This is a genomic window from Luteibacter sp. dw_328 (assembly GCF_018449605.1).
Classification (GTDB): domain Bacteria; phylum Pseudomonadota; class Gammaproteobacteria; order Xanthomonadales; family Rhodanobacteraceae; genus Luteibacter.
The window spans coordinates 604,359-629,183 of the sequence record NZ_JAAVUW010000002.1 but is presented as its reverse complement, the minus strand read 5'-3'; the positions used below and the strand labels follow the sequence as shown (position 1 = coordinate 629,183).

Here is a 24,825-nt window from a genome sequence, read left to right as displayed (position 1 = left end):
GCCGTCAGGTCGGCTTCGCTGCCGCAGCCGCAGGCGCGCTTGCGGCCGGCGCCTGGACAGGCGCCTGCTTGCCGTCCTTGTCCCCGTCTTCCTCGTCGTCCTCGTCATCGTCCCGGTTAACCGGGTACAGCGCGAATGTCGTGCACTTCGGCGCGCTGAGGGCGTGGAACGCCGTACGCGCCGAGAATGCGTTCAACACTTCGCAGCGGTTCCCACGCAAGCCAGCCAGGAGAGTCTCGGCAGCGCTCGTGGCGCCGGGAACGCCGCCGGGCGACGCCTTGACCGAGCCCCGGCCCACCAGGGTGCCAGTCGCGGTATCGAACACGGAGAAGGGCTGGTTCGCGGCCACATAGGAGACATGATCCTGATAGACACGGTTCGACCGTGCCGGAGGGAGGACGACGCGGTACCGGCTACCGATCGACGCCTCGACGCCCTTGTCCGGCTCGACAGGCTTCGGCGCCTTGAGGTCGACTTTGTAATTGACGAAATTCACCTTTCCGTCCATCCCCTGCGCCTTGGTGATGAGCGCGGCCCCCATCTGACGGCAGGCGCTTTCGCCCATGGCCCTGTCCATGGCACCCACGAAGCCGAGGAAACCGTCGTCGTCGAGCGGGCAATCCGGCACGTAAATCGTGGCCGGCAGCAGCGACTCGTCCAGCGGCAGTGGGGGTTTGATCACCGCCTGGCCGCAGCCGGCAACGAACAGAAGAACAGCCGCGAGAGACGGCACTCCAAGGCGCAAGCGCATAACGAGTCCTTTCGATAGGGGACGGGACGACCAGGGCGCGCCACCCCGGGGCGCCCTGGCGAAAATCAGAAGCTGGTCAGGCCTCGGGACGCATGGTCGGGAACAGCAGCACGTCGCGGATCGACGACGAGCCGGTCAGCAGCATGACAAGACGATCAATGCCGACGCCGAGACCGCCGGTCGGCGGCAGGCCGACTTCGAGCGCACGGATGTAGTCGGCGTCGTAGTGCATCGCCTCGTCGTCGCCGGCGTCCTTCGCGTCCACCTGGGCCTGGAAGCGCGCAGCCTGGTCTTCGGAGTCGTTGAGCTCGGAGAAACCATTGGCGAGCTCCTTGCCGTTGATGAACAGCTCGAAGCGGTCGGTGATGCCCTTGTCCGTGTCGCTTTCGCGCGCCAGCGGCGAAACCTCGACCGGGTGATCGGTGATGAAAGTCGGCTGGATGAGCGTGTGCTCCACCGTCGCCTCGAACACTTCCAGCAGGAGCTTGCCCCAGCCGTAGCCCGGCTTCACGTGGATGCCGAGACGCGTTGCATGCGCAGCCATCGCTTCGCGGTCGCGCAGGTCGGCCGGCTTGATCTCGGGGTTGAGTTCGAGCACGGCGTCTTCCATGCGCCAGCGACGGAACGCCGGACCGATGTCGATCGTCTCGCCGTCCCACTCGATCACCGTGTTGCCGACCACATCGGCGGCGGCCGTGCGGATCATGCCTTCGGTGATATCCATGATCTCGTGGTACGTGGCGTACGCCTGGTACAGCTCGAGCATGGTGAACTCGGGGTTGTGTCGCGTGGACACGCCCTCGTTGCGGAAGTTGCGGTTGATTTCGTAGACGCGATCGAAACCGCCGACGACAAGGCGCTTGAGGTAAAGCTCGGGCGCCACGCGCAGGAACAACGGGATATCGAGCGCGTTATGGTGCGTGGTGAACGGGCGCGCCGTGGCACCGCCCGGGATCACGTGCATCATCGGTGTTTCGACTTCCATGAAGCGACGCGGTTCGGCTTCGAGCCAGCGACGCACATGACTGATGATCTTCGAACGCAGCGCGAAGGTGCGGCGCGACTCCTCGGTGACGATGAGGTCGACATAGCGCTGGCGATAGCGCTGTTCGACATCGGCCAGGCCGTGGTGCTTGTCCGGCAGGCCACGCAGCGACTTGGTGAGCAGGCGGATCGACTCGACCTTGACCGACAGCTCGCCGGTCTTGGTGCGCATGAGCAGGCCCTCGGCACCGACGATGTCGCCGAGGTCCCAGCGCTTGAATGCGTCGTAGCCTTCCTCGCCCAGGGTGCCCTGGTGGACGAACAACTGGATGCGGCCCGTACCGTCCTGCATCTGCACGAAGCTGACCTTGCCCTGCCCGCGCATCAGGATGATGCGACCGGCGACAGTGACGCGCCGCGGTGCGCCCTCGATGGCCTCGGCCGTCCAGGTGTCCTTGTCGGCGAACTCGGCCTGCAGGTCACCCGCGAAGCTGTCCACCTTGAAGTCATTCGGGTAGGCAATGCCCTGTACACGCAGCGATTTCAGTTTCTCGCGACGCTCGGCGATGAGGCGGTTCTCTTCGGCGGCGGTAACGGGAGTGTCGGCGCTGGTGTCGTCGGTCATGGTGTGATTCTGGCTTCGTGTATGGAGTACGGGGGCGCAAATACGCCCCCGGGAACATCAGGCATCGAGACGCTTGGAGCCGGCTTCGAGGCCGGACTTCAGGCTGGCTTCGACGAATCCGTCGAGATCGCCATCAAGCACCTTCTGCGTGTCGGTGCGTTCAAGACCGGTGCGAAGATCCTTGATGCGCGACTGGTCGAGCACGTAATTGCGGATCTGGCTGCCCCAGCCGATGTCGGACTTGGTCGCTTCCAGCGCGTCCCGCTCGACGTTGCGCTTCTGCACTTCCAGCTCATAGAGCTTGGCTTTGAGCATTTTCATCGCGCGGTCGCGGTTGGCGTGCTGGCTACGTTCGGTCTGGCAGGCCACGACCGTATTGGTCGGGACATGCGTGATACGCACCGCCGACTCGGTCTTGTTGACGTGCTGGCCGCCGGCGCCTGACGAACGGTAGACGTCGGTACGCAGGTCGGCGGGATTGATGTCGATCTCGATGTTGTCATCGACTTCCGGCGAAACGAACACCGAGGTAAAGCTGGTGTGCCGGCGGTTGTCGGAATCGAACGGACTCTTGCGGACCAGGCGATGCACGCCGATCTCGGTCTTCAGCCAGCCATAGGCATAGTCGCCTTCCACACGAAACGTGGCCGACTTGATGCCCGCGACGTCGCCGGCGCTGACTTCCATCATTTCGGTTTTCCAGCCACGCGACTCCGCCCAGCGCAGATACATGCGCAGGAGGATTTCAGCCCAGTCCTGGGCCTCGGTGCCACCGGCGCCGGCCTGGACATCGACGAAGGCGGCAGCGGAATCGAGTTCGCCCGAGAACATGCGCTGGAACTCCAGCTTGCTCACGCGGTTGTCGATCTTGTTCAGGTCGGTGACGATCGACTGCAGGGTCTCGTCGTCGCCGTCGGCGGCGGCCATCTCGAGCAGTTCTTTCGAATCCGCGAGCGAGCCGGACATCTCGTCGATGCCGGTGACGATGCCATCGAGCGTGGAGCGCTCGCGACCCAGCTCCTGGGCGCGCTTGGGGTCATCCCAGACTTTGGGATTCTCCAGCTCGCGGGTTACTTCTTCGAGGCGTTCTTTCTTGACTGCGTAGTCAAAGATACCCCCTAAGCGACTCGACGCGGCCCGTGAGGTCCGCAATCTGCGCGAGGATCGGATTGGTCTCGATCATGGTTGGCTTGCCTGCTGGTGCGGCACGGAATCGTGCCGGCTAAAGCGGCTAATCGTAACAAATTCAGCGGCGCCCTGCTCCTGTGGGAGCCGCTTCAGCGGCGATGGGGTGATTGCCTCACCCTGGCCCGCTATCGCGGGATCGCCGATGAATCGGCTCCTGCAGAGCGGTGTGTCTCAGGCTGGGAGGGCCTCCTGGTGGATGCCGCGGACCGACCGGCCGGAGGGATCGGCGGCAGCGGCAAAGGCGGGATCCCACTCGAGGGCGGCCGGCGACGAGCAGGCGATCGACTTGCCGCCCGGCACGGTGGCCGCGCAGGCCTCGCCGGGGAAGTGCTTTTCGAAGAGCGTCCGGTAGAAGAAAGCCTCCTTGGTGGCTGGGGTGTTCAGGGGAAAGCGTGCCCCCGCCGCGGCGAACTCGCGATCGGAAACCATGGCCTCCGCGTGCGCCTTGAGCCCGTCGATCCAGCCGTAGCCCACACCGTCACTGAACTGCTCCTTCTGCCGCCAGAGGATTTCCTCGGGCAACGCACCTTCGAAGGCTTCGCGCAGGATGCCTTTCTCGATGCCCTTTCGCGCCACCATCTTCGCTTCGGCGTCGAAGGCCATGGCGATATCGAGGAACTCGGTATCCAGGAAGGGCACGCGTGCTTCCACGCCCCAGGCGGACATGGACTTGTTCGCGCGCAGGCAATCGTAATAGTGCAGCGCGTCCAGCTTGCGGATCGTTTCCTCGTGGAAAGCCCGGGCCGAAGGCGCCTTGTGGAAATACAGGTAGCCGCCAAAGATTTCGTCCGAGCCCTCGCCGGACAGCACCATTTTCACGCCCATCGCCTTGATCCGCCGGGCCAGCAGGAACATGGGTGTGGAGGCACGGATCGTGGTGACATCGTAGGTTTCGATGTGGCGAATCACCTCGGGCAGCGCGTCCAGGCCTTCTTCGAAGGTGTAGCGGAAGCCGTGGTGCACGGTACCCAACGCTTTGGCGGCGACCTCGGCGGCCGCAAGGTCCGGCGAACCTTCCAGGCCAATGGCGAACGAATGCAGGCGCGGCCACCAGGCCTCACCGCGATCGTCTTCCTCGATACGGCGACGCGCGAAACTGGCCGCCACAGCGGCAACGAGCGAGGAATCCAGGCCGCCGGAGAGGAGCACACCGTATGGCACGTCGGTCATCATCTGCCGATGCACGGCGGCTTCGAAGGCCGCACGGAGATCCTTCGGCTCGATCGAATGTCCCGCCGTGGCGTCGTAATCGCGCCATGCGGGCGTCCAGTAGCGCACCGCCGCGCCCACCTCGCTGTCGTAAACATGGCCCGGCGGGAAAGGTGCCACGTCCGCGCATACCCCGACCAACGACTTCATCTCCGACGCCACGCAGAGGCGCCCTGCCCGATCATGGCCCCAGTAGAGCGGGCACACGCCAAGGGCATCACGTGCGATCAGGAAACGGCGACGGCCGGCGTCCCACAGGGCGAAGGCGAAAATACCGTTGAGCTGGCCAAGGAAGTCAGCACCATGCCGGCGATAGAGCGCGTTGATGACTTCGCAGTCCGAGCCCGTGGTGAAGGCGTAGTCACTCGCGGCGCGAAGTTCGCGGTGGTTGTAGATCTCGCCGTTCACGGCCAGCGCGAGGTCGCCTTCCGGCGAACGCAGCGGCTGGGCGCCGCTCGCGGGGTCGACGATGGCGAGGCGCTCATGCACCAGGATCGCACCCTGGTCGACGTAGACGCCGCTCCAGTCCGGGCCGCGGTGGCGCTGCCGTTGGGAAAGCTCCATCGCCTGCGTACGCAGGGCAACCAGGTCGTCGCCGGCCGCGAGGCCGAACATCCCGAAGATCGAACACATGGCCTTGTCACTCCTGATCGGTAGAACGAAAAAAGGCCCGCCTGGTGAGGGCGGGCCTTTGGTGTGTGGGGTGATTTCGCTAACCCGCCTACACGCCGACCCTCCCGAGGTTCCGGGCATTATTGGTATTGGCGTTATTGGTGGTGAGGCGAATCATGGGTTGAATAGAGCATGATCTGGGAGGTGATGCAAGCACCCGTTCGCCGATGAATCGGCTCCTACAGGATCTCCCTATGCCCGCCCTACTCGCCCTCGCCCTGCTCGCCACCGCCCAGCCCGCGCCCATCTGGCTCGCTGGCGACTGGGAGCCTTACAGCAACGCCTTCATCGGGCTGCGCATGCTCCACGTCGACAAGAACACGCTCAGCTGGAAGGATTGCAGCAACGCCAGCTTCGACGTCGTCGACAGCAGCGACAACAGCGTCACGATCCGGCTGGCAAAGGGCAGCACGTGTACGCTCGACGACGAGCCTCCGACGCACGTGGACACGGTCCGCTTCACCCTTCGCGACAATCATTGCGACCTGGGCGTATCGGTATATGCCTCACCGGAGGCGGCGAAACGTAACGAGCCTTCCGCCGAAGGTCTCTACGGCAAACCGAAGTGTCCGACCGGCCCCTCGTCTCAGGCGGCGGCCAGCCTCTCCACGACCACGCGGTAAGCCTTGGCCGCCAACTGTTCGGCGGCGTGTGCAAAGTCGCGCACGCGCCACTGACCGCCGACCATCACATCACGCACGAGCGGCGTGTTACCGGCGAACAGGAAGCTGTCGATCACGTCAGCTTCGTCCCGTGCCGCGAGCAACGGTGAACGATCGTCCAGCACGAGAAGATCGGCACGCGCACCGTCGGCCAGCCGTGCGATATCCGTCGCCGCGGCCAATGCGCCACCTTGCAGGGCACGTTGCCAGAGCGCCGTGCCGACGCTCTCTTCCGGCCGCCGCGCGGTGACGTTGCGATGACGCGTGATCAGGCGCTGGCCGTACTCCAGCCAGCGCAGCTCTTCCACGGGCGAGACGGAAATGTGTGAGTCCGAGCCGATACCCAGCGTGCCGCCCGCGTCGAGGAAGGCGGCCAGCGGGAACAGCCCGTCGCCGAGATTCGCCTCCGTGGTCGGGCACAAGCCCGCCACCGCACCGCTTTTCGCGAGGCGATCGGTTTCGTGCGGGGTGAGATGCGTGGCATGGATGAGGGTCCAGCGCGCGTCGACGTCAGCGTGGTCGAGCAACCATTCAACGGGGCGCGCGCCGCGCACGGCAAGACAGTCCTGCACTTCTCCGATCTGTTCGGCGATGTGGATATGGATGGGCAGCTCGCGACACACGCTGCTGGACAGCAAGGCGCGCATGGCATCTTCCGGCACGGCGCGCAGCGAGTGCAGTGCGATGCCCAGGCGCAGCATGTCGTTCTGCAGGGGCGCAAGGCGCTCCAGAAGTGCCACGTACTGACCCACGTCGTGACGGAAGCGCTGCTGCCGCTCGTTCAGCGGGCGACCGTCGAAGCCACCGGTCATATAGAGAACCGGCAACAGGGTGAGGCCAATGCCGGCCTCTTTCGCCGCCTCGATGAGTGCAAGCGACATCGCCGCGGGTTCGGCGTAATGCACGCCCCGTGGCCCGTGATGCAGATAATGAAATTCACAGACCTGCGTGTAGCCCGCTTTCACCATCTCGATGTAGAGCTGGGTAGCGATCGCCTTGAGGTCATCCGGGTCGATCGCCTCGGCGAAGGCATACATCGTCTCGCGCCAGGTCCAGAAGCTGTCCTCCCCGGGGCCGCGCCGCTCCGCCAGTCCGGCCATCGCGCGCTGGAAGGCATGCGAATGCAGATTCGGCATGCCGGGCAATACGAAACGGCCGATCCGCTCGGCCGTCGCACCGGACGCCGCGGCGAACCGGGCACCGGACACCGACAGGCCTGCGCCACCCGCCTGCCAGGTACCGTCCTGCCAGAGGAAATCCGCGGTCAAGGGGGTCTGTGACATGGGGGTGTCCTGTGGGATCCAGCGGGCATGTTAACCGACGGGCATAATGCGGGAATGACCGAGATCATCGCCGCTCAATCGCCGAAGCTGCTGCTTCGTCTGGCGCGTCCGACCGACGTGCCTGAACTCGTCGCCCTCACCGCCCGCGTCTACACGCCCGAATGGGGCCATTCGCCGGAAATGTTGCAGGGCCAGCAGACCCACTTCCCCGAAGGCCAGTTCGTGGTCGAGTACGAGGGGAAGATCGTCGGCTTCTGCGCCACGTTCCGCATCAACGAGGCCGTGGCGCTCGCGCCGCACACCTGGATGCAGATCACCGGCGGCGGCTTTGCCTCGCGCCATGACCCGAAGGGCGACTGGCTCTACGGCATGGAAGTGGTGGTCCACCCGGATTACCGCGGCATGCGCATCGGGCAGCGCCTGTACATGGCGCGCAAGCGACTGTGCACCGACCTGAAACTCCGCGGTATCGTCTTCGGCGGCCGCATGCCGGGACTGGCCCGCGCGATCGCCCGCTACGGCAGCGCGGAAGGCTATGTGCAGGCCGTGGTCGACGGCAGCCGTCGCGATGCCACGCTCAGCTTCCAATTGCGCAACGGTTTCGAAGTCATTGGCCTGTTGCGCGAATACGTGCCGTCGGACCATGAATCGCTCGGTTACGCGGCGCACCTGATCTGGCGCAACCCGCAGCTCCACGATCACCCGGATACGCCGAAGGTCTCACAGAGCCATCGTCTCCCGGATTCCGTGCGCGTGGCTTCGGTCCAGTACCAGCAACGGCGGATCAGCTCCTTTGCCGAATTCGCCACGCAGGTCGAATACTTCGTCGATATCGCCGCCGATTACGACGCCGACTTCGTTGCCTTTCCCGAGCTGATCACGCTGCAGTTGCTCTCGATCGAGAACGCCGAGCTGTCGCCCGTGGATTCCATTCGTCGACTCTCCGAGTACACCGACGAGGTCAAGGCGATGTTCCATCGGCTGGCCGTGCACTACAACATCAACATCATCGGTGGTTCACACCCGACACGGCAGCCGAACGGCGATATCCACAACGTCTGCTACGTGTGCCTGCGCGACGGTTCCATCCACGAGCGCGAGAAGCTGCACCCTACCCCCAGCGAGCGCAACGTCTGGAATATCACCGGCGGGGATACCGCGGCGACGATCCAGACCGACTGCGGACCGATCGGCGTGATGATCTGCTACGACTCGGAATTTCCCGAGGTGGCCCGCCACCTCACGGACCAGGGCGCACTGATCCTGTTCGTACCGTTCTGCACCGACGTGCGCGAGGGCTACCTGCGCGTACGTTATTGCTCGCAGGCGCGCGCCATCGAAAACCAATGCTACGTGGTGCTTTCCGGCAATGTCGGCAACCTGCCCGGCGTCAACAATTTCGACATCCAGTACGCGCAGAGCTGCATCCTCACACCAAGCGACCTGCCCTTCGCCCGTGACGGTATCGCCGCGGACTCCACACCCAATATCGAGACCGTCTTGTTTGCCGACTTACGCCTGGAAAATCTCGCCCGTGCCCGCAACTCTGGCGCGGTGACGAACCTGAAGGACCGTCGCTTCGACCTCTACCAGGTGCGCTGGTCGCGCATGCCGGAGGGCAAGTGAATCTCGATCGACTCCGGGCGTTCGGCCAGCACGACTGGCTGTCACCCGAGCAATGGCGCCGCCGCATCCTGTTCTGGAGCGGCGCCATCGTGGTCGGCCTTGCCGCCGTGCTCTTCGCGAAGGCCGCGGATTTCGCCTTTGAGCTATTCCACAGCGTGGCCTCGCACGGCTGGTGGGTGCCGCTACTGATCACGCCTGCCGTGTTCGCCCTGCTCTGCTGGCTCACCCAGGGAGCCCTGAAGGCCACTCGCGGGTCCGGCATCCCGCAGGCCATCGCCGCGCTGAAAGTGGAGGACGAAGACTTCCGCACGCGCCTGCTCTCGCTCAAGGTGGCCGCAGGCAAGATGGCGCTCACCCTTGCCGCCTTGCTCGGTGGCGCTTCGGTCGGTCGCGAAGGACCCACCGTGCACATCGGCGCGGGACTGCTGTATTCCATGGGGCGCCGGTTCGGATTCGACGATCCCACGGCCGCCGGCCGGTTCATCCTTGCCGGCTCGGCCGCCGGCCTCGCCGCGGCTTTCAACACGCCACTGGCCGGTGTCGTCTTTGCCATCGAAGAAATGTCCGGCACGTTCGAACACCGCATCAGTGGCACGCTGCTCACCGCCATCGTCGTGGCCGGTGTCGTCTCGCTGGGCATCGTCGGCAACTACGCCTACTTCGGCGATATCACGGCCGCCTTGCCACTGGGCAGGGCATGGATCGCCGTCCTTCTCACCGGCATCGTCGGTGGCCTTGCCGGCGGCCTGTTCGCGCGCCTGATCATTCCCTCGGCTACCGGCTTTCGCGGGGCGATGGGGCGACTGCGCGCCCGCCAGCCCGTGGTTTTCGCCGCGGCCTGCGGCCTCGCACTCGTTCTGCTCAGCCTGCTGAGTGCCAACGGCCTTTACGGCACCGGCTATGGCCAGGCGCGTGACATCCTCCAGGGCCACAGCGACACCGGCCCCCTGTTCGGCGTGCTCAAGTTCCTCGGCAACATCGCTTCGTCGTGGGCTGGTATTCCGGGCGGCATCTTCTCCCCGGCACTAGCCGTGGGGGCCGGCCTCGGGGGCAACATCGCCCAGCTCCTGCCCAGCGCGGACAACTCGGCCGTCGTGCTGCTCGGCATGGCGGCGTATCTCGCCGGCGTCACCCAGGCGCCGCTGACGGCCGTCGTGATTTCGCTGGAACTCACAGCCAATCACCAGATGGCGTTGCCGATCATGGCGGCCTGCCTGCTGGCGCGAGCGGTCTCTGGCCTGGTCTGCCGTGTTCCCGTCTACAAAGCACTGGCCGATGTGCTCATCGACAAATACGAGGAGGAGCGCGTGCGCCGCGACTCTCCCGCTACCGAAGGAGCGACACCCGCATGACCACCGATGACCGCTGGGACGGCCTGCTACTGGACGTCGGCCTCGCCACGCTCGTCGACAATGGCGTGCCCTATGGGGCGATCGCGGACGGTGCGATCGGCTGGCGCGACGGCGTCATCACGTTCGCGGGGCCGCGCAGCGCATTGCACGGCGAGCCCCATGCGCTGGCGCACCGGGTCGAATCCTTGCCCGGCACCTGGGTGACACCCGGCCTCATCGACTGCCACACGCATCTGGTCTTCGGCGGCGACCGTGCGCAGGAATTCGAGCAACGCCTCGAGGGCGCGACGTACGAGGAGATCGCGCGTGCCGGCGGCGGCATCGTCTCCAGCGTGCGCGCGACGCGTGCGGCCAGCGAAGACGAACTGCTGCGACAGTCCCTGCCGCGTGCGAAAGCCTTGCTGGCCGACGGCGTGACCACGCTGGAAATCAAGTCCGGCTATGGCCTGGAGCCCGACGCCGAGCGGCGCATGCTTCGTGTGGCGCGGCGTATCGGTGTCGAGCTGGGCATCGACGTGCGCACCAGCTTCCTCGGCATGCATGCCCTGCCGCCCGAATACGCGGGACGCCGCGACGACTACGTCGCCCTGGTCTGCGACACCATGCTGCCTTCGCTGGCCGAAGAATCGCTGGTCGATGCGGTCGATGCATTCTGCGAAGGCATCGGCTTCACCCATGCCGAGACCGAGCGACTTTTCCGCAAGGCCAGCGAACTGGGCCTGCCGGTCAAGCTCCACGCGGAACAGCTGTCCGACCTGGGCGGTGCGGCGCTGGTCGCGCGCTACGGCGGCCTCTCCGCAGATCATCTCGAATGGACGAGCGAAGACGGCGTGCGCGCCATGGCGCAGGGCGGGACCGTGGCCGTGTTGCTACCCGGCGCCTACTACGCCCTGCGCGACACCCGCCCGCCGCCCATCGAAGCATTCCGTCGGCACGGCGTAGCCATGGCCGTGGCCACCGATCTCAATCCCGGCACATCCCCCCTCCTGTCGCTTCGCCTTGCGATGGGCATGGCCTGCACCCTGTTCCGCCTGACGCCCGAAGAAGCGCTTCGTGGTGCGACGATCCACGCCGCGCGCGCGCTCGGCCTCGACGACCGCGGCGTCCTTGCGCCGGGTCGGCGTGCTGATCTCGCCATCTGGAACATTCGCCATTTACCGGAGCTTTGCTACTGGATTGGCGGTGATCTGTTACACGAAGTGCGAGTGGCCGGCGAGCGTCCCAATACGACGTAATCCGCGCGATTTTTCCGAATTGTTCCATCGATAGGCGGGAACTTCTCGCCTAAGATCGTTGATGTCGATCTCGCGTGGCACACGCCGCGCGTTGTAAGGAACACCGTTGAACGCACCACCGCCAGCACACCGCGGGAATCGCGCCACGTCCCGCCGCGTCGCAAGCCTGATGTTCGCCCTGTCGCTGCTCGGCGCGTGCGCCGATCCCCGGGAGACCGCCGTCGAACGCGCCACGCGTGCCCGGCAGATGCGAGACGTGTCGCGCATGCTCGACGCGATGGAAGCCCCGCCTTCGTCCGCCAGCACGGCGCCTGGACTTGCCCGCCATCCCGCCGTGGCCACCCTCCTGTTGGCACCCGCAACGGCAAACGCTCCCACCCCGGAGCCTGCTGGCGACCGGCTCGTCTGGGTGCTGGCCGTCGTGGCCATGATAATTGGCGGCGTCCTCGCCCATTTGACATGGCAGCGTCGGCGCCGCGCGCGGCGCGCGCCATCCCCACCCCCGTCGATAGCGGGTGCATTCGCCGACGTCACCCCCTTGGCGCCCTCCGAGGCCACCGAGATGAAATCGCCTGAATGGGTCTACGAAGACTCACCGTACGCCACCCCGCTGCTCTACGTGGTCCCCGAGCCGGTCGACCTGCTTCTGTCACCGACACACGCGCCCGAGGCAGCGGCCTCCCCACCCGCCTCGTTCGTTCGGGTGGCTTCGCTACTGAATGCACTCCACGCCATCGATGCGAGCCCCGCCCTTCACCTCATCGGCGACGAGCGGTTTCCGGAAATTCGCCGCGTCGGCGAAGGCACGACCAGCGTCGAAGCCTGGCAAGCCATCCTCGAGGACGCAGGCAAAGATGGTGATGACGACGCCCGGCTGGCACGCTGGCTTTTGCCGGCCATTCTCGTGCTGCGCTCTCGCGACCATCACCGGCGAGGCGCCGAGGCGCCACTCGAGGAGGCCGCCCAGCGTACTCGCGACGGGATAAATCGCGCGACCGACACGGATCGTCCGCACTGGGTAGCCCGCGCCATTCGTGTGGAGCTGGCTCGCATCGAGCGCCTTTCGGGAGCGACACGATTGTTTGCCCTGCGCGCGCTCCAGGCCCGCCAGGCCGTCGACCTCGGCGCGGAAGAAACGCCCGTGCTCGACGCATGGATCGACGTGCAGCTGACCTGGGCGGGCTGGTTGCTCGGTGGTGGCGCGTCCGCGCGACAGGCCGAAGCCGAAGCCCTGTGCGATCGTCTCGCGACCATCGGGCCGGAGGCGATGACGCGCGCCCTGCGTCGGCGAGCGGAGGTCTTCCTCCAGCGAGCGGAAGGCGCGAAAGGCGCGGCACGCCTCGCCAGCCTGGACCGCGCGCAGGCCCTGCTCGAAGAAGCTCACACGCGCGACGGCGAGGCCGAAACCGCGCTCCTGCTCGCGCGCTGTGCGCGACTGCGCGCCATGGTGCTACCACCCGCCGATGCCGTCGACGCCTGCACGCTGGCGCTCACCCACGCCTTTCTCGCCGAGCAACATCCCGCCTGGCGAATGGACGCGCTCGAATGTCGCCTCGCTATCCAGCTGACCTACGAATCGTTACCTGGCCGCGCTATCCAGGGCGAAGTTGCCGCATCGTTGGGACGCGAACTCGCATCCATGGAGGCCGATTCCGTCGGTGCACGCACCGCCATGGCGGCGACGCGCCTGCGCGAAGGCGATTTCGCCGGCGCCAGCGCACTGTGCGAGGCCGCATGGCGCAGCGGTGGTGGCGACAGCCATCTGCTCAACCTCTGGCGCGACACGTGTCGCGGCTGGACCCAGACAGCCGACACCACCGGCCATGACCGCCATGCGCTCGCCCAGGCCGTGCGCCAGCTGGCAATCGCACGCGCCACTCTCTAGAACAGGAAGGCAGTACACCCATGAATTCCCCGCATCCCCCCAACGGCGCGTCTTCCCCGTTCTGGACCACGCGCTATGGCATTACCGCGGCAGTCGCCACCGACAACGTCGTCGCGCGCTCACTCCAGCTCTATGGCGAATGGGCCGAGCACGAGACCAACCTGCTCAGCGGGCTCATCGAAGAGGGGCAGACCATCCTCGAGTTCGGCGGCGATTTCGCCGCACATGCGCTGTGGATGGCTCACGCCGTCGGTCCCCTTGGACAGGTGCATGTCGTGGAACCGCGCCGCATACGATTCCAACAGCTGTGCGCGAACGTGGCGCTCAACCAGCTCGACAATGTTTTCACGCATCCGGCCTGGCTGGGTCGCAGCACGGGGCTGCACTCGTTTGGCGCGAAAGAGGCCGTTCGCGCGATCACGATCGACAGCCTGCAACTGGAATCGGTACACCTGATGAAGTTCAACCTCGCCGACACGCTCGTGGACGCGCTTGCCGGAGCCACGGAGACCCTGCGCGAGCACCGTCCCCTGCTCTACGTACGCCTGTCCGGGATGGACCAGGCGGCGGCGGAAATCGCGTCGATCAAGGCCCTCGGTTACCGTGTGTGGTCGCACGTACCCTATCTGTACAACAGCGATAACCACGCCGGCATCGAAAACAACATCTTCCCCGGCATCGTCCAGCAGAACGCGATCGCCGCTCCGGCGGACGGCCACTTCGAGTTCGGCGACCGGCTCGAGCTCTGAATCGGGCCCAACAAAAAGCCCCGCAATGCGGGGCTTTTCATCTCACGCTGGAAAGGCAATTAAGCCTTCTTGCGCGGGGCCGCCTTCTTGGCGGCAGCGGCGGCCGGCTTGGCAGCAGCCGGCTTTGCAACGGCTGCACCGGTGACGACGTCAACGTGCGGACGAGCGTTGCCATAGCTATGACGGTTGATCTTGCCGCGACGGGTGCGGCGATCGCCCTTGCCCATGGGAAACTCCTTGATTCTGAATAATGATGAGGAACGGCCCGCCATCGTATCAGCGGAGCCGCAAATGGCAAGCCTGAGCCCCGTTCAGGGAACGCCCCGGCCGCCCTTACCACAGCCTTCGAGCTCGTCCGGACACGGGCCCGGGTCGAACTGGACGGTGGCATGACCCACCTGCCAGCGCTCGATGAGCATGGTCTTGATGGCGGTGAGACAGCGCGACTGATCGGCACCGGGCTTCAGCTCGGCATGCAGCGTGGCCATCCGCGAGCCGGCCGTGACCTGCCAGACATGCACGTGGTGGATGTCGAGGATGTTCTCGTCCGCCTCGCGCAGGCCCTTTTCGATATCGGACAGGTGCACGCCTTCGGGTGTGCCTTCGAGCAGGATATGACCCGAGCGACGCAGCAGCGACCACGCACTGCGCAGGATCAGCAGCGAGACCAGGATCGACAGCACGGGATCCGCCCAGAGCCAGCCGGCCCAGCGCACGGCCAGGGCCGCGAGCACCGCGGCGACCGAGCCGAGCAGATCACCGAGGACATGCAGGCTGGCGCCGGCGATGTTGACGTCGTCAGGGTCGTGACCGTGCAACGTGCGAAGAACCACCACATTGGCAACGAGGCCGATCAGCGCCACCACCAGCATCACACCGGACAGGATGGGCTGGGGATCGAAGAGCCGCTGCACGGCCTCGACGATGATGAAGGCGACCAGCGCGAACTGCGTCAGCGCGTTCACGAAGCCGGCAAGGACCTCGATACGGCCGTAGCCGAAGCTGCGCTGCGCGTCGGCAGGTCGTGCGGCGAACCGCGCCCCGAGGAAGGCCAGCAACAGGGCCAGTGCATCGACCAGCATATGACCCGCATCCGCCAGCAGGGCCAGCGATCCGGAGACCATGCCTCCGGCCGCCTCCACCAGCAGCATGATCAGGGTGAGGACGAAAGCGAACAGCAGCTTCTTCTCGCTGCTCCCTTCGAAGTGGCTATGGTCGTGCGCGTGCGCCTCGCCGTGCGAGTGGCCGGCGTGGGCTTGGGAGTGATCGTGTGCCATGCGCGAAGGCTAGGGAATCGTGCCGCGGTTACACAATCACGGGTGCGCGCAGGACGGGCCGTGGATGTGGCCCGCATGCTCGCTGCGGTCTACTCGCAGGTTAACGAAATGCGCCGAAGCCAGCAGGAAACCGCCGCACGCAACGAGCACGCTATGAATGATGAGCGAGTCGCTGTGCAGGAAGGTCACTCCCAGCACCAGCAGCATCAGGCCAGGTGTCGCCAGGATCAACGGCAGGCGGCGGCGATGACGGCGGAAACCGGATATGAGCGCCGCGCTGGCCAGGACGCATGCAAAAGCGACGAAGCCCGCTTCGAAACGGTGGTCGGCGAGAAACGAAAGACCCAGCACCGGAAGCAGCGCCAGCACGAAAGGCAGCGCGGCGCAGTGGATGGCGCAAAGGAACGACGCCGTCGCACCGACGCGGTCGGCGGCGTGCCACCAGCGCCGGGGCGCCTCTGAATCGACTGGGGATTCGACAGGGAGATCGGTCATGAGATGCATAGCGTGACTTCTTGGACGGGTCCAGGCAAGCAATGCTACTTTATAACATTGCAGAAGCCAAGCAAATCAACGATTTCTGTACCCGGCCCCACACAAGGGCTACCGACAGTTCTTGCAGATGCCGTGGACTTCGAGGGTCTGGGCCTGCGGACGGAACCCCAGGGCCTTGGCCTGCAACTCGATCAGCTCCGCGACGCGCTCGTCGCAGACCTCCTGCGCGCACTGGCACTTGTCGCAGATCAGGAAGGGCACCTGATGCGATTCGGCCGGATGGTGGCAGGACACGTAGGCGTTGATGGACTCGAGCTTGTGGATGAAGCTGTTCTCGAGCAGGAAATCGAGCGCCCGGTAGACCGTCGGCGGCGCGGCGTTGCCGTGCTTCTCGCGAAGCCTGTCCAGCAGGTCATAGGCCTTCACGGGCTTGCCTGCACTGGCCACCAACTCGAGGACTTCCCGGCGCAACGGAGTCAACCGCAGGCCACGCTCATTCGAGGCGTGCTCGACCGCCGCGACGAAGCTGCGTGCGTCGTCGTGGTGCTCGTGGTCATGTCGGTGGGCGGCTTGCGTGGTCACATCGAAATCCTCGTGTGCGTCAGTCTAACATGAGGCCACGTCAACGCTTTTTCGAGCCCGGCAGCGGGGGCGGCTGGGGGCCTGCACCGGCCGGTGGCGCCGGCGGAGCCCGCTTTGGCAGGAAGGGAACGACCCAGCCGAAGGGACCCAGTAACAGCGCCCCGACGATGCCTGCTGTGGTCCGGCCGCGCCACCAGCCCAGCAGCGCGCCGACGACGACGAAAAAAACCTGCCAGGCGATCAGGTTCCACCAGGGCACCAGGCCCATCAGGTTGCTGAAGATGCGCAGGGCGGCACCGGGGTCGTCGGGATCGACGCCTTGCATCGCCCGGGCGAGAAGCTCATCCACGCGAGCGGGCGAGCGCCTCGTCGATGCGCGAGATGGCACCCTCGCGGCCCGCCAGGAAAATCGTGTGCTCGATGGACGGCGACACCTGGGTTCCGGTCATCGCCACGCGCAACGGCGCGGCAACCTTGCCCATGCCGAGCTCCAGCGCAGCCGCCACGCGCTCGACTGCGCCATGGATGGCTTCAGGCGTCCAGTCGGGTAGTGCGGCCATTTCAGCCTTTGCGGCCTCGAGTGCGGCCGGGGCCGTCTCGTTGCGCAGGTGCTTTTCGATAGCCTTGTCATCCCACTCGACGATCGGGCCGTACCAGATCTTCGCGCGTTCGGCCATTTCCTTGAACGTCTGCACGCGGTCGCGCAAGGCGACGACGACATCCGCCGGATTCGGACCCTTCGAGGCGTCGATACCGATCCTCTCAAGGTGCCAGGCCAGCTCGGCGCCGAGCAGAGCCGGATCGTCCGTCTTCAGGTAATGCTGGTTGAGCCAGGACAGCTTGGTAACGTCGAAACGCGATGCCGCCTTGTTCACATCGGCAACGTCGAACAGGGTCTTCATTTCGTCGACCGAGAAGATCTCCTTGTCGCCATGCGACCAGCCCAGACGCACGAGATAGTTGAGCAGCGCGTGTGGCAGGAAACCATCGTCGCGGTACTGCATGACGCTTACCGCGCCGTGACGCTTGGACAGCTTCTGGCCGTCCGGGCCAAGGATCATCGGCAGGTGCGCGAATTCAGGTACCGCCGCGCCCAGGGCCTTGTAGATGTTGATCTGGCGCGGCGTGTTGTTGACATGGTCGTCGCCACGAATCACTTCGGTGATGCCCATGTCGATGTCGTCCACGACAACCGCGAAGTTGTACGTGGGAAAACCGTCCGAGCGGAAGATCACCAGATCGTCCAGTTCTTCGTTGGACCACTCGATGCGCCCCTTCACCTTGTCGTCGAAGACAACACTGCCGGTAGCGGGATTCTTGAAACGGATGACCCGGTTCGGGTCATCGCGCTGCGGCTCGTTGCGATCGCGGTAGTAGCCGTTGTAACGCGGCTTAACACCCGCCGCCATGGCCGCGTTGCGCATCGCCTCGATCTCTTCCTTCGTCTCGTAGGCGTAGTACGCCTTGCCCTCGCGCAGCAGCTGGTCGGCGACCTCGCGGTAGCGCTCCATGCGCAACGTCTGGTAGTACGGGCCTTCGTCATGCACCAGTCCGAGCCAGGACATGCCGTCGAGAATGGCCTGCACGGCCTCCTGGGTGGACCGTTCGCGATCCGTGTCCTCGATTCGCAGCACGAATTCACCGCCCCGACGGCGGGACTCCAGCCAGCAATACAGCGCGGTGCGGGCACCGCCGATATGGAGGTAGCCGGTAGGACTGGGAGCGAAGCGGGTACGGACGGTCATCGTTGGGGTCGTCAGGCAGGCAAGACCGCGATTTTAACCCAGCCCCGCTGTCATATGCCGGTCATGCCCTGATAACCGCGCGGACACGCCATTGCGCGAGCATGCGTCAAGCCAGGCCAGAAGGGGCACCGCCATGCGAGTGGGCATCGTCACCGAGACCTACGCACCGGACGTGAACGGGGTAGCCCTTACCGTCCAGACGCTCGCCCGCGGACTTGTCCGGCGAGGGCACACGGTCGACCTCATCCGGCCGATCCACCCGGATACGCCACCGCTGGCCGACGCGGGCATGGATGTCCTCGCCGTCGAAGGCGCCGCGATGCCGCGATACTCCGGCCTTCGCTTTGGCCTCCCTGCCCGCTTCCGTATCGAACGCCGCTGGCGCGCAGAGCGCCCGGACGCGATCTATGTGGCGACGGAAGGCCCCCTCGGCTGGACTGCTGTCAGCGCTGCTCGCCGACTCGGCATTCCGGTCGCGACCGGTTTCCACACACGCTTCGACTTCTACGTGGGCCATTACGGTTTCGGCGCACTCACGCCTTTCGTGCGCCGCTATCTCGCCCGCTTCCATCGCCGAGCGCAGACCACCCTGGTGCCCACCGGCCAGCTGGCGGGCGAGCTCAACGATCTCGGCGTGCATGACGTGCGCGTCCTGCGCCGCGGCGTCGATACCGCGCGCTTCCATCCGGAGCATCGCAACGACGCGCTGCGCGAGAGCTGGGGCGCCGGTGCCGATACACCAGTGGTGCTCAGCGTGGGACGCGTCGCGCCCGAAAAGAATTTGCACGTTGTCATCGAGGCCTATCGTGCCCTGGTTCGGCGGGTGCCACAGGCCCGCTGCGTCATCGTCGGCGACGGTCCGGGGCGCGCCGCACTCGAGGCGGCCAATCCGGACGTGATCTTCGCCGGTACGCGTCGTGGTGAGGAGCTGGCGGCGTTCTACGCCAGCGCTGACCTGTTCGTCTTCCCCAGCCTCACGGAAACCTTCGGCAACGTGGTACTCGAGGCGATGGCATCGGGCATACCGGTCGTCGCCTACGCCGAAGCCGCCGCGCGTGAGTTCATCCGCAACGGGCAGAACGGTATTCGTGTCGCGCCAGGCAACGAAGGTGGCCTGATCGAACGCGCCGCCACCCTCGGTGCGGATACCACGGTGCGCACAGCCATGGGCCATGCAGCCCGCGCCTCCGTCGCCGGCCTTTCGCCCGAGTCCGTCGTGAACGACTTCGAAGCCATCATGCGGTCCCTTTCCGAGGAGAATGTCCATGAACGCAGCACCGCCGTCGCCGCGTAGGGCGAGCCTCGACCGGCGCATGTGCGTCGCCGCCAATCGCTGGGGCGCGCGCCGGGCCATCGGCATCTTCTTCGGCGCCATCAGCCGGCTGGGTGATGGCGTGTTCTGGTATTCGCTGATGACGGTCATCGCACTGGTCGGCGGCTGGCACGGCGTCGCCGTGGCGGCACAGATGGCCGTGACCGGTCTGACCGCACTGATGCTCTATCGCGTATTAAAGCGCTGGACGCGCCGCCCGCGCCCGTTCCGCACCTGTCCCGGCGTGATCGCGCACGTGCCGCCACTGGACGAGTTCAGTTTCCCGTCCGGCCACACGTTGCAGGCCGTCGCATTCACCGTCGTCGCGGTGGCGCACTACCCCATCCTGGCGCCGTTCCTGATCGGTTTTGCGGCGCTCGTCGGCGCGTCCCGCGTGGTGCTCGGCCTGCATTACCCGAGCGATGTACTGGCTGCGACGGTGATCGGCGCGGGTCTCGGGACGCTGTCGTTGTGGGCTGAGCGCGTGTTGGTTTGAAGCCAGGCCAACCGGAGGCATTAGCCGACATACAGGGATAATGCGAATCACGATGCTTTGCTCCGGGTTTACCGGAGCACGTCGTGGTGAAGAAAGGATTCGAATTCGTTTCCGCTGCCGCGAAGCGGGATTTTCGCGCATTGCCTGTGGATGAGCAGACGGCCTTCCTGTCTGACTTCGACTCACTTCAGCAAGGACTTTCTCCCTCTTCGTCCATCACTTACCTGGTGGGCAGCGTTGGCAAGGGAGCATTCGAACTAAAGCGCAACGGGAGCCCTGCCCACCGGGTCGTGTGCTGCCTGAAATACCTCGATACGTTGTTCGTCCTACATGCCTTCGCAAAATCGACCAACGGTGTTGATACGAAAAACATCGCAACGGCGAGCGCACGATACAAGGAACTCATGGGACGCGTACGTGACAGAGGCTAACGCGCCTATGCGTACTCGACTGCGCGAGCCTCGATCCGACCGATAGGTTCCGGCTCGAACGAAACCATGATGCCGACGCGGATACGCCCCATGTAACCGTTGAGCGTTGCAGAGGACAAGGCTGTGATCTTGCCTGTCATCAGCTCGCTTACCCTGGGTTGCGGCACACCGAGCACCTCGCCAATGTCTGCCTGACTCAGGGCCTTTGCCTTGAAGTATTCGCGAAGCGCGGCCATGACTCGGGACCGGTACTGCAGGTCAGCCGCCTCGGCCGGATCGTCGGTGATCGCGTCGAACGGATTTTCGTAGCGAAGCCGGTGTGGATCGTTAGGGACATTCGACATGGGGAGTCTCGGATATACGGTTTTCTGTATATTACCCACCCGGATGACCTCGTCAAGGCGATTCCCGTCAGGGTTTGCAGACGCGTCGTATCAGCGCGGCGACCGGAACGTGCACGTCGCGGCTCTCCGCCAAAAAAAGAGCTTCGCGGAAGACCGGGGCCCGGCCGCACGGGCTTCAGGCGGGGCAGTCTTTCGCACGTCGCACGTCGCACGTCGCACGTCACACCTCGCACCTCGCACCTCGCGCATGGCTCGCCTTCGGCTTCGCGGGCTCGGCTTTGCCATCGCTCTCTACACTTGGGCGTCTCGCGGGGAGACCTTGGTGCCCACCCTCGCTGCTCAGACACGTCCTCCGCGTTCGACAAGGAAAGGCCGCTCACGCGGCCCATGGTTCTATTTGGCCTACGGCCGCTCCACTTGTGCGGAACTCGCCTCGAGGGTGGACACCAAGGTCTCTCACGACGATACGGTCAGCGGGAAGGAGAGCCGTTGCGTGGTGCCGTCGTCGGGACCGGCCGGTCCCGGAACCCGCGCCGATGCGGAAGCGGTTGCTGGCACCGGTTGCCGGTCACGTCCTCGCGTCTGTGCCTGCGTGCCGGCGTGCCTGCCGACGACGCTGCCGCGCGCTTTGGCTCGACCCACGCGAACCTCACGGTCCGGGAGAGCCTTCGGTGCCCACTCTCGAGGCGAGTTCCGCACAAGTGGAGCGGCCGCAGGCCAAATAAGTACACGGCCGCGCAGCGGCCTTTCCGCTACGAAACGCGGAGGACGTGTCTGAGCAGCGAGGGTGGGCACCGAAGGCTCTGCGCCGCGACGTCTGCACGCCGACGGCTCTGCGCCTCACCGTCTTCAGCGTCCCCGGCATTCCGCGAAGAACCAAAAAAAAGCCCGACCTGAGTCGGGCTTGCTTGCTCCGCGATAACACGCTGTCACGGCGAAGGGTTTCGGCAACGTGGATATCGCCGCTGAAGCGGCTCCCACATATCACGCCGCGGCGCGCGGCGCCTTCTGCATGATGCCGAGCATCGCGCCGAGCTTGTCGCGCATTTCGCGGCGGTCGACGATAACGTCGATGGCGCCGTGCTCGACCAGGAAGTCGGGACGCTGGAAGCCCTCCGGCAGGGTCTCGCGAACGGTCTGCTCGATGACGCGCGGACCGGCGAAGCCGATAAGCGCCTTCGGCTCAGCCACGTTGATGTCACCCAGCATGCCCAGGCTTGCGGAGACGCCACCGGTGGTCGGATGCGTGAGCACCGAGATGTACGGCACGCCAGCGTCGCGCATCCGTGCCAGGGCGGCCGAGGTCTTCGCCATCTGCATCAGCGAGAACAGGCCTTCCTGCATGCGCGCGCCACCCGTGGCGGCGAAGCAGACCAAGGCACTCTTGTCGGCCAGGGCGCGCTCAGCGGCACGGGCGAACTTCTCGCCGACCACCGAACCCATTGAGCCGCCCATGAAGGCGAATTCGAAGGCCACCGACACCACCGGGCGATCCAGCAGGCGGCCGGACATCGCGATGAGCGCGTCTTTCTCGCCCGTTGCCTTCTGAGCGGCAGCGACGCGGTCCTTGTACTTTTTCTGGTCCTTGAACTTCAGCGCATCGACCGCTTCCATCTTCGGCCAAAGCTCGGTGGTGCTGCCCTCATCGAAGAAGGCATTCAGACGAACACGCGCACTGATCGCGTGGTGGTGACCGCACTTCGGGCACACCATCAGCGACTTTTCCAACTCCGGCTTGTAAAGGACGGTGCCGCAACCGGCACACTTTTCCCACACGCCCTCGGGCACCTTGCCCTTGTTGTCGCCGGCCGCGCGCTGCTGCGCGCGGGTCTTCGGCGTCATGATTTTCTGCAGCCAGTTCATGGTTCTCTCCGTGTATCTGTTCTAACCCAACGGCCGTTCAGCGCGCGTCGAGCGCAGCGCGGATCGGCGCGAGGAAGTCGTGTGCCCTGCCGGCGAGATCGTCCGCCGAGGTCGCGCCGGAGAGGCGATCGACCAGGGCGCTGCCGATGACCACGGCGTCGGCAAAGGCGCCAATCGCCACGGCACTTGCCGCGTCGCGAACACCAAAACCGACGGCCACCGGAGCCTTCGACCGGGCCCGGATGCCTGCCACGCGCTCGGCGATGTCGCCGGTGCTCAGCTGGGCCGCGCCGGTGATGCCAGCGAACGACACATAATACAGGAACCCCGAAGCCGCCTCGCTCAGGGCGGCCAGGCGCATCTCGGTAGTGGTCGGCGAGGCCAGCAGGATCTGGTCGAGACCCACCGCACGGAGCGGCGCGAGCACGTGCGACTCCTCGAGCGGACAATCCACCATAAGGACGCCATCGACGCCCTTCTCTATGGCATCTTCGGCGAACTCCTCATAACCGTACATTTCGACCGGATTGAGATAGCCCATCAGGACGATCGGTGTTTCATCGTCGGTCTCACGGAATGCTGCGACCCAGGCAAGCACGTTGTGCAACCCGACGCCTTTGCCGATAGCACGCTCACTCGCGTGCTGGATCACCGGGCCATCGGCCATGGGGTCGGAAAACGGTACCCCCAGCTCGATCACGTCGGCGCCGGCGGCAACCAGGGCGTGCAACATCGGCACGACGGCGTCGGGCAGTGGATCTCCCGCGGTGACGAAAGGAATCAGACCGGTGCGACCGGCGGCCTTCAGCGCCGCGAAACGGCGTTCGATACGGCTCATCAGAGTTCGATTCCTTCACGCTCGGCGATCGTGTGCACGTCCTTGTCGCCACGACCGGAAAGATTGACGAGCACCAGGCCGTCCTTGGGCAGTTCACGCGCGAGCTTGATGCCCTGGGCGATGGCGTGGCTCGACTCCAGCGCGGCGAGGATGCCCTCGGTGCGCGCCAGCAGGTGGAAGGCCTCCAGCGCTTCGTCGTCGGTGATGCCGACGTACTCGGCACGGCCGGCGTCTTTCAGGAAGGCATGCTCGGGACCGACGCCCGGGTAGTCCAGGCCGGCGGAGACGGAATGCGTCTCGACGATCTGTCCATTGGCATCCGACAGCACGTAGGTGCGGTTACCGTGCAGCACGCCCGGCTTGCCCGCAGCGAGCGAGGCGGCATGCCGACCGGTTTCGATGCCATCACCCGCAGCCTCAGCACCCACGATGCGCACATCGCGGTCGTTGAGGAAGGCGTGAAACAGGCCGATCGCGTTCGATCCGCCACCGACACACGCCGTGATCACGTCCGGCAGGCGACCGAACTGCTCGAGCACCTGCTCGCGCGCTTCGCGCCCGACGATGGCATTGAAGTCTCGAACCATCTGCGGATACGGATGCGGACCCGCCACCGTGCCGATAATGTAGAAGGTGTCCGCGACGTTGGTCACCCAGTCGCGCATCGCTTCGTTGAGCGCATCTTTCAGCGTCTTCGAGCCTGACGTGACCGGCACCACGTCGGCGCCGAGCAGACGCATGCGGTAGACGTTGATTTTCTGGCGCTCGATGTCCACGGCGCCCATGTAGACCACGCACTTCAGGCCCATGCGCGCGGCAACCGTCGCGCTGGCCACGCCGTGCTGGCCAGCACCGGTCTCGGCGATGATCCGGGTCTTGCCCATGTGCCGGGCCACAAGCGCCTGGCCCACCGTGTTGTTGATTTTGTGCGCGCCCGTATGGTTCAGGTCTTCACGCTTGAGCAGGATGCGCGCGCCGCCGACATGCGCGGAAAGGCGCTCAGCGTGATACACCGGGCTGGGACGACCGACGTAGTACTTGAGGTCGCGATCGAGCTCGGCGATGAAAGCGGGATCCTTCCGCAACTTCTCATAAGCAGCGGTCAGTTCGGCGAGTGGCTCCATGAGCGTCTCAGCCACGTAGATGCCGCCGTAAGCCCCGAAGCGACCATGCGCATCCGGGTAGGCGTGGAAATCCGCAATCTCGGTCATTGCCTTCTCG

24 protein-coding genes are annotated in these 24,825 nt (G+C 65.5%); 9 read left to right on the top strand and 15 right to left on the bottom strand.

What is annotated here, in order from left to right; all coding sequences use genetic code 11:
- Window positions 1-4: 4 nt before the first annotated feature.
- From HB634_RS07520 to asnB, 4 genes are all read right to left on the bottom strand, one after another.
- Window positions 5-751, bottom strand: coding sequence for a hypothetical protein (locus HB634_RS07520; RefSeq protein ID WP_213948144.1), 747 nt, complete (start codon window positions 749-751; stop codon window positions 5-7).
- Between the two features lie 76 nt (window positions 752-827).
- Window positions 828-2,360, bottom strand: a complete 1,533-nt coding sequence (gene lysS, locus HB634_RS07515) for a lysine--tRNA ligase (RefSeq protein ID WP_213948143.1) — start codon at window positions 2,358-2,360, stop codon at window positions 828-830.
- Window positions 2,361-2,417: 57 nt separating this feature from the next.
- Window positions 2,418-3,543 (bottom strand): peptide chain release factor 2 gene (prfB, locus tag HB634_RS07510; RefSeq protein ID WP_157504152.1). Its coding sequence is split into 2 segments (ribosomal slippage): window positions 2,418-3,467 and window positions 3,469-3,543, totalling 1,125 coding nucleotides; the frame shifts between segments, so codons are not numbered across the junction.
- A 176-nt stretch (window positions 3,544-3,719) separates the two neighbouring features.
- On the bottom strand, window positions 3,720-5,390 hold the full coding sequence (gene asnB, locus HB634_RS07505) for an asparagine synthase B (RefSeq protein WP_063572850.1): 1,671 nt from the start codon (window positions 5,388-5,390) through the stop codon (window positions 3,720-3,722).
- Between the two features lie 233 nt (window positions 5,391-5,623).
- Here asnB and HB634_RS07500 point away from each other — a divergent pair, with 233 nt between their 5' ends.
- On the top strand, window positions 5,624-6,052 hold the full coding sequence (locus HB634_RS07500; RefSeq protein ID WP_213948142.1) for a hypothetical protein: 429 nt from the start codon (window positions 5,624-5,626) through the stop codon (window positions 6,050-6,052).
- On the opposite strand, the gene HB634_RS07495 is transcribed toward HB634_RS07500, so the two are convergent.
- Window positions 6,016-7,374 carry a formimidoylglutamate deiminase gene (locus HB634_RS07495; RefSeq protein ID WP_213948141.1) on the bottom strand — a complete coding sequence of 453 codons (1,359 nt, stop codon included), beginning with the start codon at window positions 7,372-7,374 and terminating at the stop codon, window positions 6,016-6,018. The two genes, HB634_RS07500 and HB634_RS07495, sit on opposite strands and share 37 nt — an antisense overlap.
- A 54-nt stretch (window positions 7,375-7,428) precedes the next feature.
- On the opposite strand from HB634_RS07495, the gene HB634_RS07490 reads away from it, so the two are divergent.
- From HB634_RS07490 to HB634_RS07470, 5 genes are all read left to right on the top strand, one after another.
- Window positions 7,429-9,000, top strand: a complete 1,572-nt coding sequence (locus tag HB634_RS07490; protein WP_063573158.1) for a bifunctional GNAT family N-acetyltransferase/carbon-nitrogen hydrolase family protein — start codon at window positions 7,429-7,431, stop codon at window positions 8,998-9,000.
- Window positions 8,997-10,352, top strand: a complete 1,356-nt coding sequence (locus tag HB634_RS07485) for a chloride channel protein (RefSeq protein WP_082879233.1) — start codon at window positions 8,997-8,999, stop codon at window positions 10,350-10,352. Before HB634_RS07490 ends, HB634_RS07485 begins: the two co-directional genes overlap by 4 nt.
- Complete coding sequence (hutI, locus tag HB634_RS07480) at window positions 10,349-11,587, top strand: imidazolonepropionase (RefSeq protein WP_063573156.1); 1,239 nt, start codon at window positions 10,349-10,351, stop codon at window positions 11,585-11,587. The genes HB634_RS07485 and hutI overlap by 4 nt, the downstream gene beginning before the upstream one ends.
- 106 nt (window positions 11,588-11,693) lie before the next feature.
- Window positions 11,694-13,472, top strand: a complete 1,779-nt coding sequence (locus HB634_RS07475; RefSeq protein WP_213948140.1) for a hypothetical protein — start codon at window positions 11,694-11,696, stop codon at window positions 13,470-13,472.
- A 20-nt stretch (window positions 13,473-13,492) separates the two neighbouring features.
- Window positions 13,493-14,221, top strand: coding sequence for a hypothetical protein (locus tag HB634_RS07470; protein ID WP_213948139.1), 729 nt, complete (start codon window positions 13,493-13,495; stop codon window positions 14,219-14,221).
- 59 nt (window positions 14,222-14,280) lie between these two features.
- Here the strand turns inward: HB634_RS07470 and HB634_RS07465 are convergent, their stop codons facing one another.
- The 6 genes from HB634_RS07465 to gltX all read right to left on the bottom strand — a co-directional run bounded on the left by HB634_RS07465 (window position 14,281) and on the right by gltX (window position 18,320).
- Window positions 14,281-14,448: a 30S ribosomal protein THX gene (locus tag HB634_RS07465; RefSeq protein WP_063572817.1), complete on the bottom strand. Its 168-nt coding sequence runs from the start codon at window positions 14,446-14,448 to the stop codon at window positions 14,281-14,283.
- Between the two features lie 84 nt (window positions 14,449-14,532).
- Entirely contained in the window at window positions 14,533-15,498 is a 966-nt protein-coding gene (locus tag HB634_RS07460) for a cation diffusion facilitator family transporter (protein ID WP_063572816.1), read from the bottom strand.
- Window positions 15,499-15,534: 36 nt separating this feature from the next.
- Entirely contained in the window at window positions 15,535-15,993 is a 459-nt protein-coding gene (locus HB634_RS07455; RefSeq protein WP_213948138.1) for a MerC domain-containing protein, read from the bottom strand.
- A gap of 108 nt (window positions 15,994-16,101) precedes the next feature.
- Window positions 16,102-16,575 (bottom strand): transcriptional repressor, encoded by a 474-nt coding sequence (locus tag HB634_RS07450; protein WP_063572815.1) that lies wholly within the window; start codon window positions 16,573-16,575, stop codon window positions 16,102-16,104.
- Window positions 16,576-16,615: 40 nt separating this feature from the next.
- Window positions 16,616-16,924 carry a hypothetical protein gene (locus tag HB634_RS07445; RefSeq protein ID WP_213948137.1) on the bottom strand — a complete coding sequence of 103 codons (309 nt, stop codon included), beginning with the start codon at window positions 16,922-16,924 and terminating at the stop codon, window positions 16,616-16,618.
- Window positions 16,917-18,320, bottom strand: a complete 1,404-nt coding sequence (gltX, locus tag HB634_RS07440; RefSeq protein ID WP_213948136.1) for a glutamate--tRNA ligase — start codon at window positions 18,318-18,320, stop codon at window positions 16,917-16,919. Before gltX ends, HB634_RS07445 begins: the two co-directional genes overlap by 8 nt.
- 133 nt (window positions 18,321-18,453) lie before the next feature.
- On the opposite strand from gltX, the gene HB634_RS07435 reads away from it, so the two are divergent.
- The 3 genes from HB634_RS07435 (at window position 18,454) to HB634_RS07425 (ending at window position 20,559) form a co-directional block, all read left to right on the top strand.
- On the top strand, window positions 18,454-19,614 hold the full coding sequence (locus HB634_RS07435; protein ID WP_213948135.1) for a glycosyltransferase family 1 protein: 1,161 nt from the start codon (window positions 18,454-18,456) through the stop codon (window positions 19,612-19,614).
- Complete coding sequence (locus HB634_RS07430) at window positions 19,586-20,128, top strand: phosphatase PAP2 family protein (RefSeq protein ID WP_255548418.1); 543 nt, start codon at window positions 19,586-19,588, stop codon at window positions 20,126-20,128. Before HB634_RS07435 ends, HB634_RS07430 begins: the two co-directional genes overlap by 29 nt.
- Window positions 20,129-20,211: 83 nt before the next feature.
- Window positions 20,212-20,559, top strand: a complete 348-nt coding sequence (locus tag HB634_RS07425) for a type II toxin-antitoxin system RelE/ParE family toxin (RefSeq protein WP_213948133.1) — start codon at window positions 20,212-20,214, stop codon at window positions 20,557-20,559.
- A gap of 5 nt (window positions 20,560-20,564) precedes the next feature.
- Here the strand turns inward: HB634_RS07425 and HB634_RS07420 are convergent, their stop codons facing one another.
- The 4 genes from HB634_RS07420 to trpB all read right to left on the bottom strand — a co-directional run bounded on the left by HB634_RS07420 (window position 20,565) and on the right by trpB (window position 24,815).
- A complete protein-coding gene (locus HB634_RS07420; protein WP_063573299.1) occupies window positions 20,565-20,903 on the bottom strand; it encodes an XRE family transcriptional regulator in 339 nt (112 codons plus the stop codon).
- A gap of 984 nt (window positions 20,904-21,887) precedes the next feature.
- Window positions 21,888-22,766 carry an acetyl-CoA carboxylase, carboxyltransferase subunit beta gene (gene accD, locus HB634_RS07415; RefSeq protein ID WP_213948132.1) on the bottom strand — a complete coding sequence of 293 codons (879 nt, stop codon included), beginning with the start codon at window positions 22,764-22,766 and terminating at the stop codon, window positions 21,888-21,890.
- Between the two features lie 37 nt (window positions 22,767-22,803).
- Window positions 22,804-23,604, bottom strand: a complete 801-nt coding sequence (gene trpA / locus HB634_RS07410) for a tryptophan synthase subunit alpha (RefSeq protein WP_213948131.1) — start codon at window positions 23,602-23,604, stop codon at window positions 22,804-22,806.
- Window positions 23,604-24,815 (bottom strand): tryptophan synthase subunit beta, encoded by a 1,212-nt coding sequence (trpB, locus tag HB634_RS07405; RefSeq protein ID WP_063572692.1) that lies wholly within the window; start codon window positions 24,813-24,815, stop codon window positions 23,604-23,606. The genes trpA and trpB overlap by 1 nt, the downstream gene beginning before the upstream one ends.
- Window positions 24,816-24,825: the final 10 nt, after the last annotated feature.

What these genes read in the sequence shown, in the direction of transcription:
- trpB (WP_063572692.1), bottom strand. Translation starts at nt 24,815, where the DNA reads ATGACCGAGATTGCGGATTTCCACGCCTACCCGGATGCGCATGGTCGC.
- HB634_RS07465 (WP_063572817.1), bottom strand. Translation starts at nt 14,448, where the DNA reads ATGGGCAAGGGCGATCGCCGCACCCGTCGCGGCAAGATCAACCGTCAT.
- HB634_RS07520 (WP_213948144.1), bottom strand. Translation starts at nt 751, where the DNA reads ATGCGCTTGCGCCTTGGAGTGCCGTCTCTCGCGGCTGTTCTTCTGTTC.
- lysS (WP_213948143.1), bottom strand. Translation starts at nt 2,360, where the DNA reads ATGACCGACGACACCAGCGCCGACACTCCCGTTACCGCCGCCGAAGAG.
- HB634_RS07460 (WP_063572816.1), bottom strand. Translation starts at nt 15,498, where the DNA reads ATGGCACACGATCACTCCCAAGCCCACGCCGGCCACTCGCACGGCGAG.
- asnB (WP_063572850.1), bottom strand. Translation starts at nt 5,390, where the DNA reads ATGTGTTCGATCTTCGGGATGTTCGGCCTCGCGGCCGGCGACGACCTG.
- trpA (WP_213948131.1), bottom strand. Translation starts at nt 23,604, where the DNA reads ATGAGCCGTATCGAACGCCGTTTCGCGGCGCTGAAGGCCGCCGGTCGC.
- hutI (WP_063573156.1), top strand. Translation starts at nt 10,349, where the DNA reads ATGACCACCGATGACCGCTGGGACGGCCTGCTACTGGACGTCGGCCTC.
- accD (WP_213948132.1), bottom strand. Translation starts at nt 22,766, where the DNA reads ATGAACTGGCTGCAGAAAATCATGACGCCGAAGACCCGCGCGCAGCAG.
- HB634_RS07490 (WP_063573158.1), top strand. Translation starts at nt 7,429, where the DNA reads ATGACCGAGATCATCGCCGCTCAATCGCCGAAGCTGCTGCTTCGTCTG.
- HB634_RS07430 (WP_255548418.1), top strand. Translation starts at nt 19,586, where the DNA reads ATGAACGCAGCACCGCCGTCGCCGCGTAGGGCGAGCCTCGACCGGCGC.
- HB634_RS07495 (WP_213948141.1), bottom strand. Translation starts at nt 7,374, where the DNA reads ATGTCACAGACCCCCTTGACCGCGGATTTCCTCTGGCAGGACGGTACC.
- HB634_RS07435 (WP_213948135.1), top strand. Translation starts at nt 18,454, where the DNA reads ATGCGAGTGGGCATCGTCACCGAGACCTACGCACCGGACGTGAACGGG.
- HB634_RS07500 (WP_213948142.1), top strand. Translation starts at nt 5,624, where the DNA reads ATGCCCGCCCTACTCGCCCTCGCCCTGCTCGCCACCGCCCAGCCCGCG.
- HB634_RS07455 (WP_213948138.1), bottom strand. Translation starts at nt 15,993, where the DNA reads ATGACCGATCTCCCTGTCGAATCCCCAGTCGATTCAGAGGCGCCCCGG.
- HB634_RS07420 (WP_063573299.1), bottom strand. Translation starts at nt 20,903, where the DNA reads ATGTCGAATGTCCCTAACGATCCACACCGGCTTCGCTACGAAAATCCG.
- gltX (WP_213948136.1), bottom strand. Translation starts at nt 18,320, where the DNA reads ATGACCGTCCGTACCCGCTTCGCTCCCAGTCCTACCGGCTACCTCCAT.
- HB634_RS07470 (WP_213948139.1), top strand. Translation starts at nt 13,493, where the DNA reads ATGAATTCCCCGCATCCCCCCAACGGCGCGTCTTCCCCGTTCTGGACC.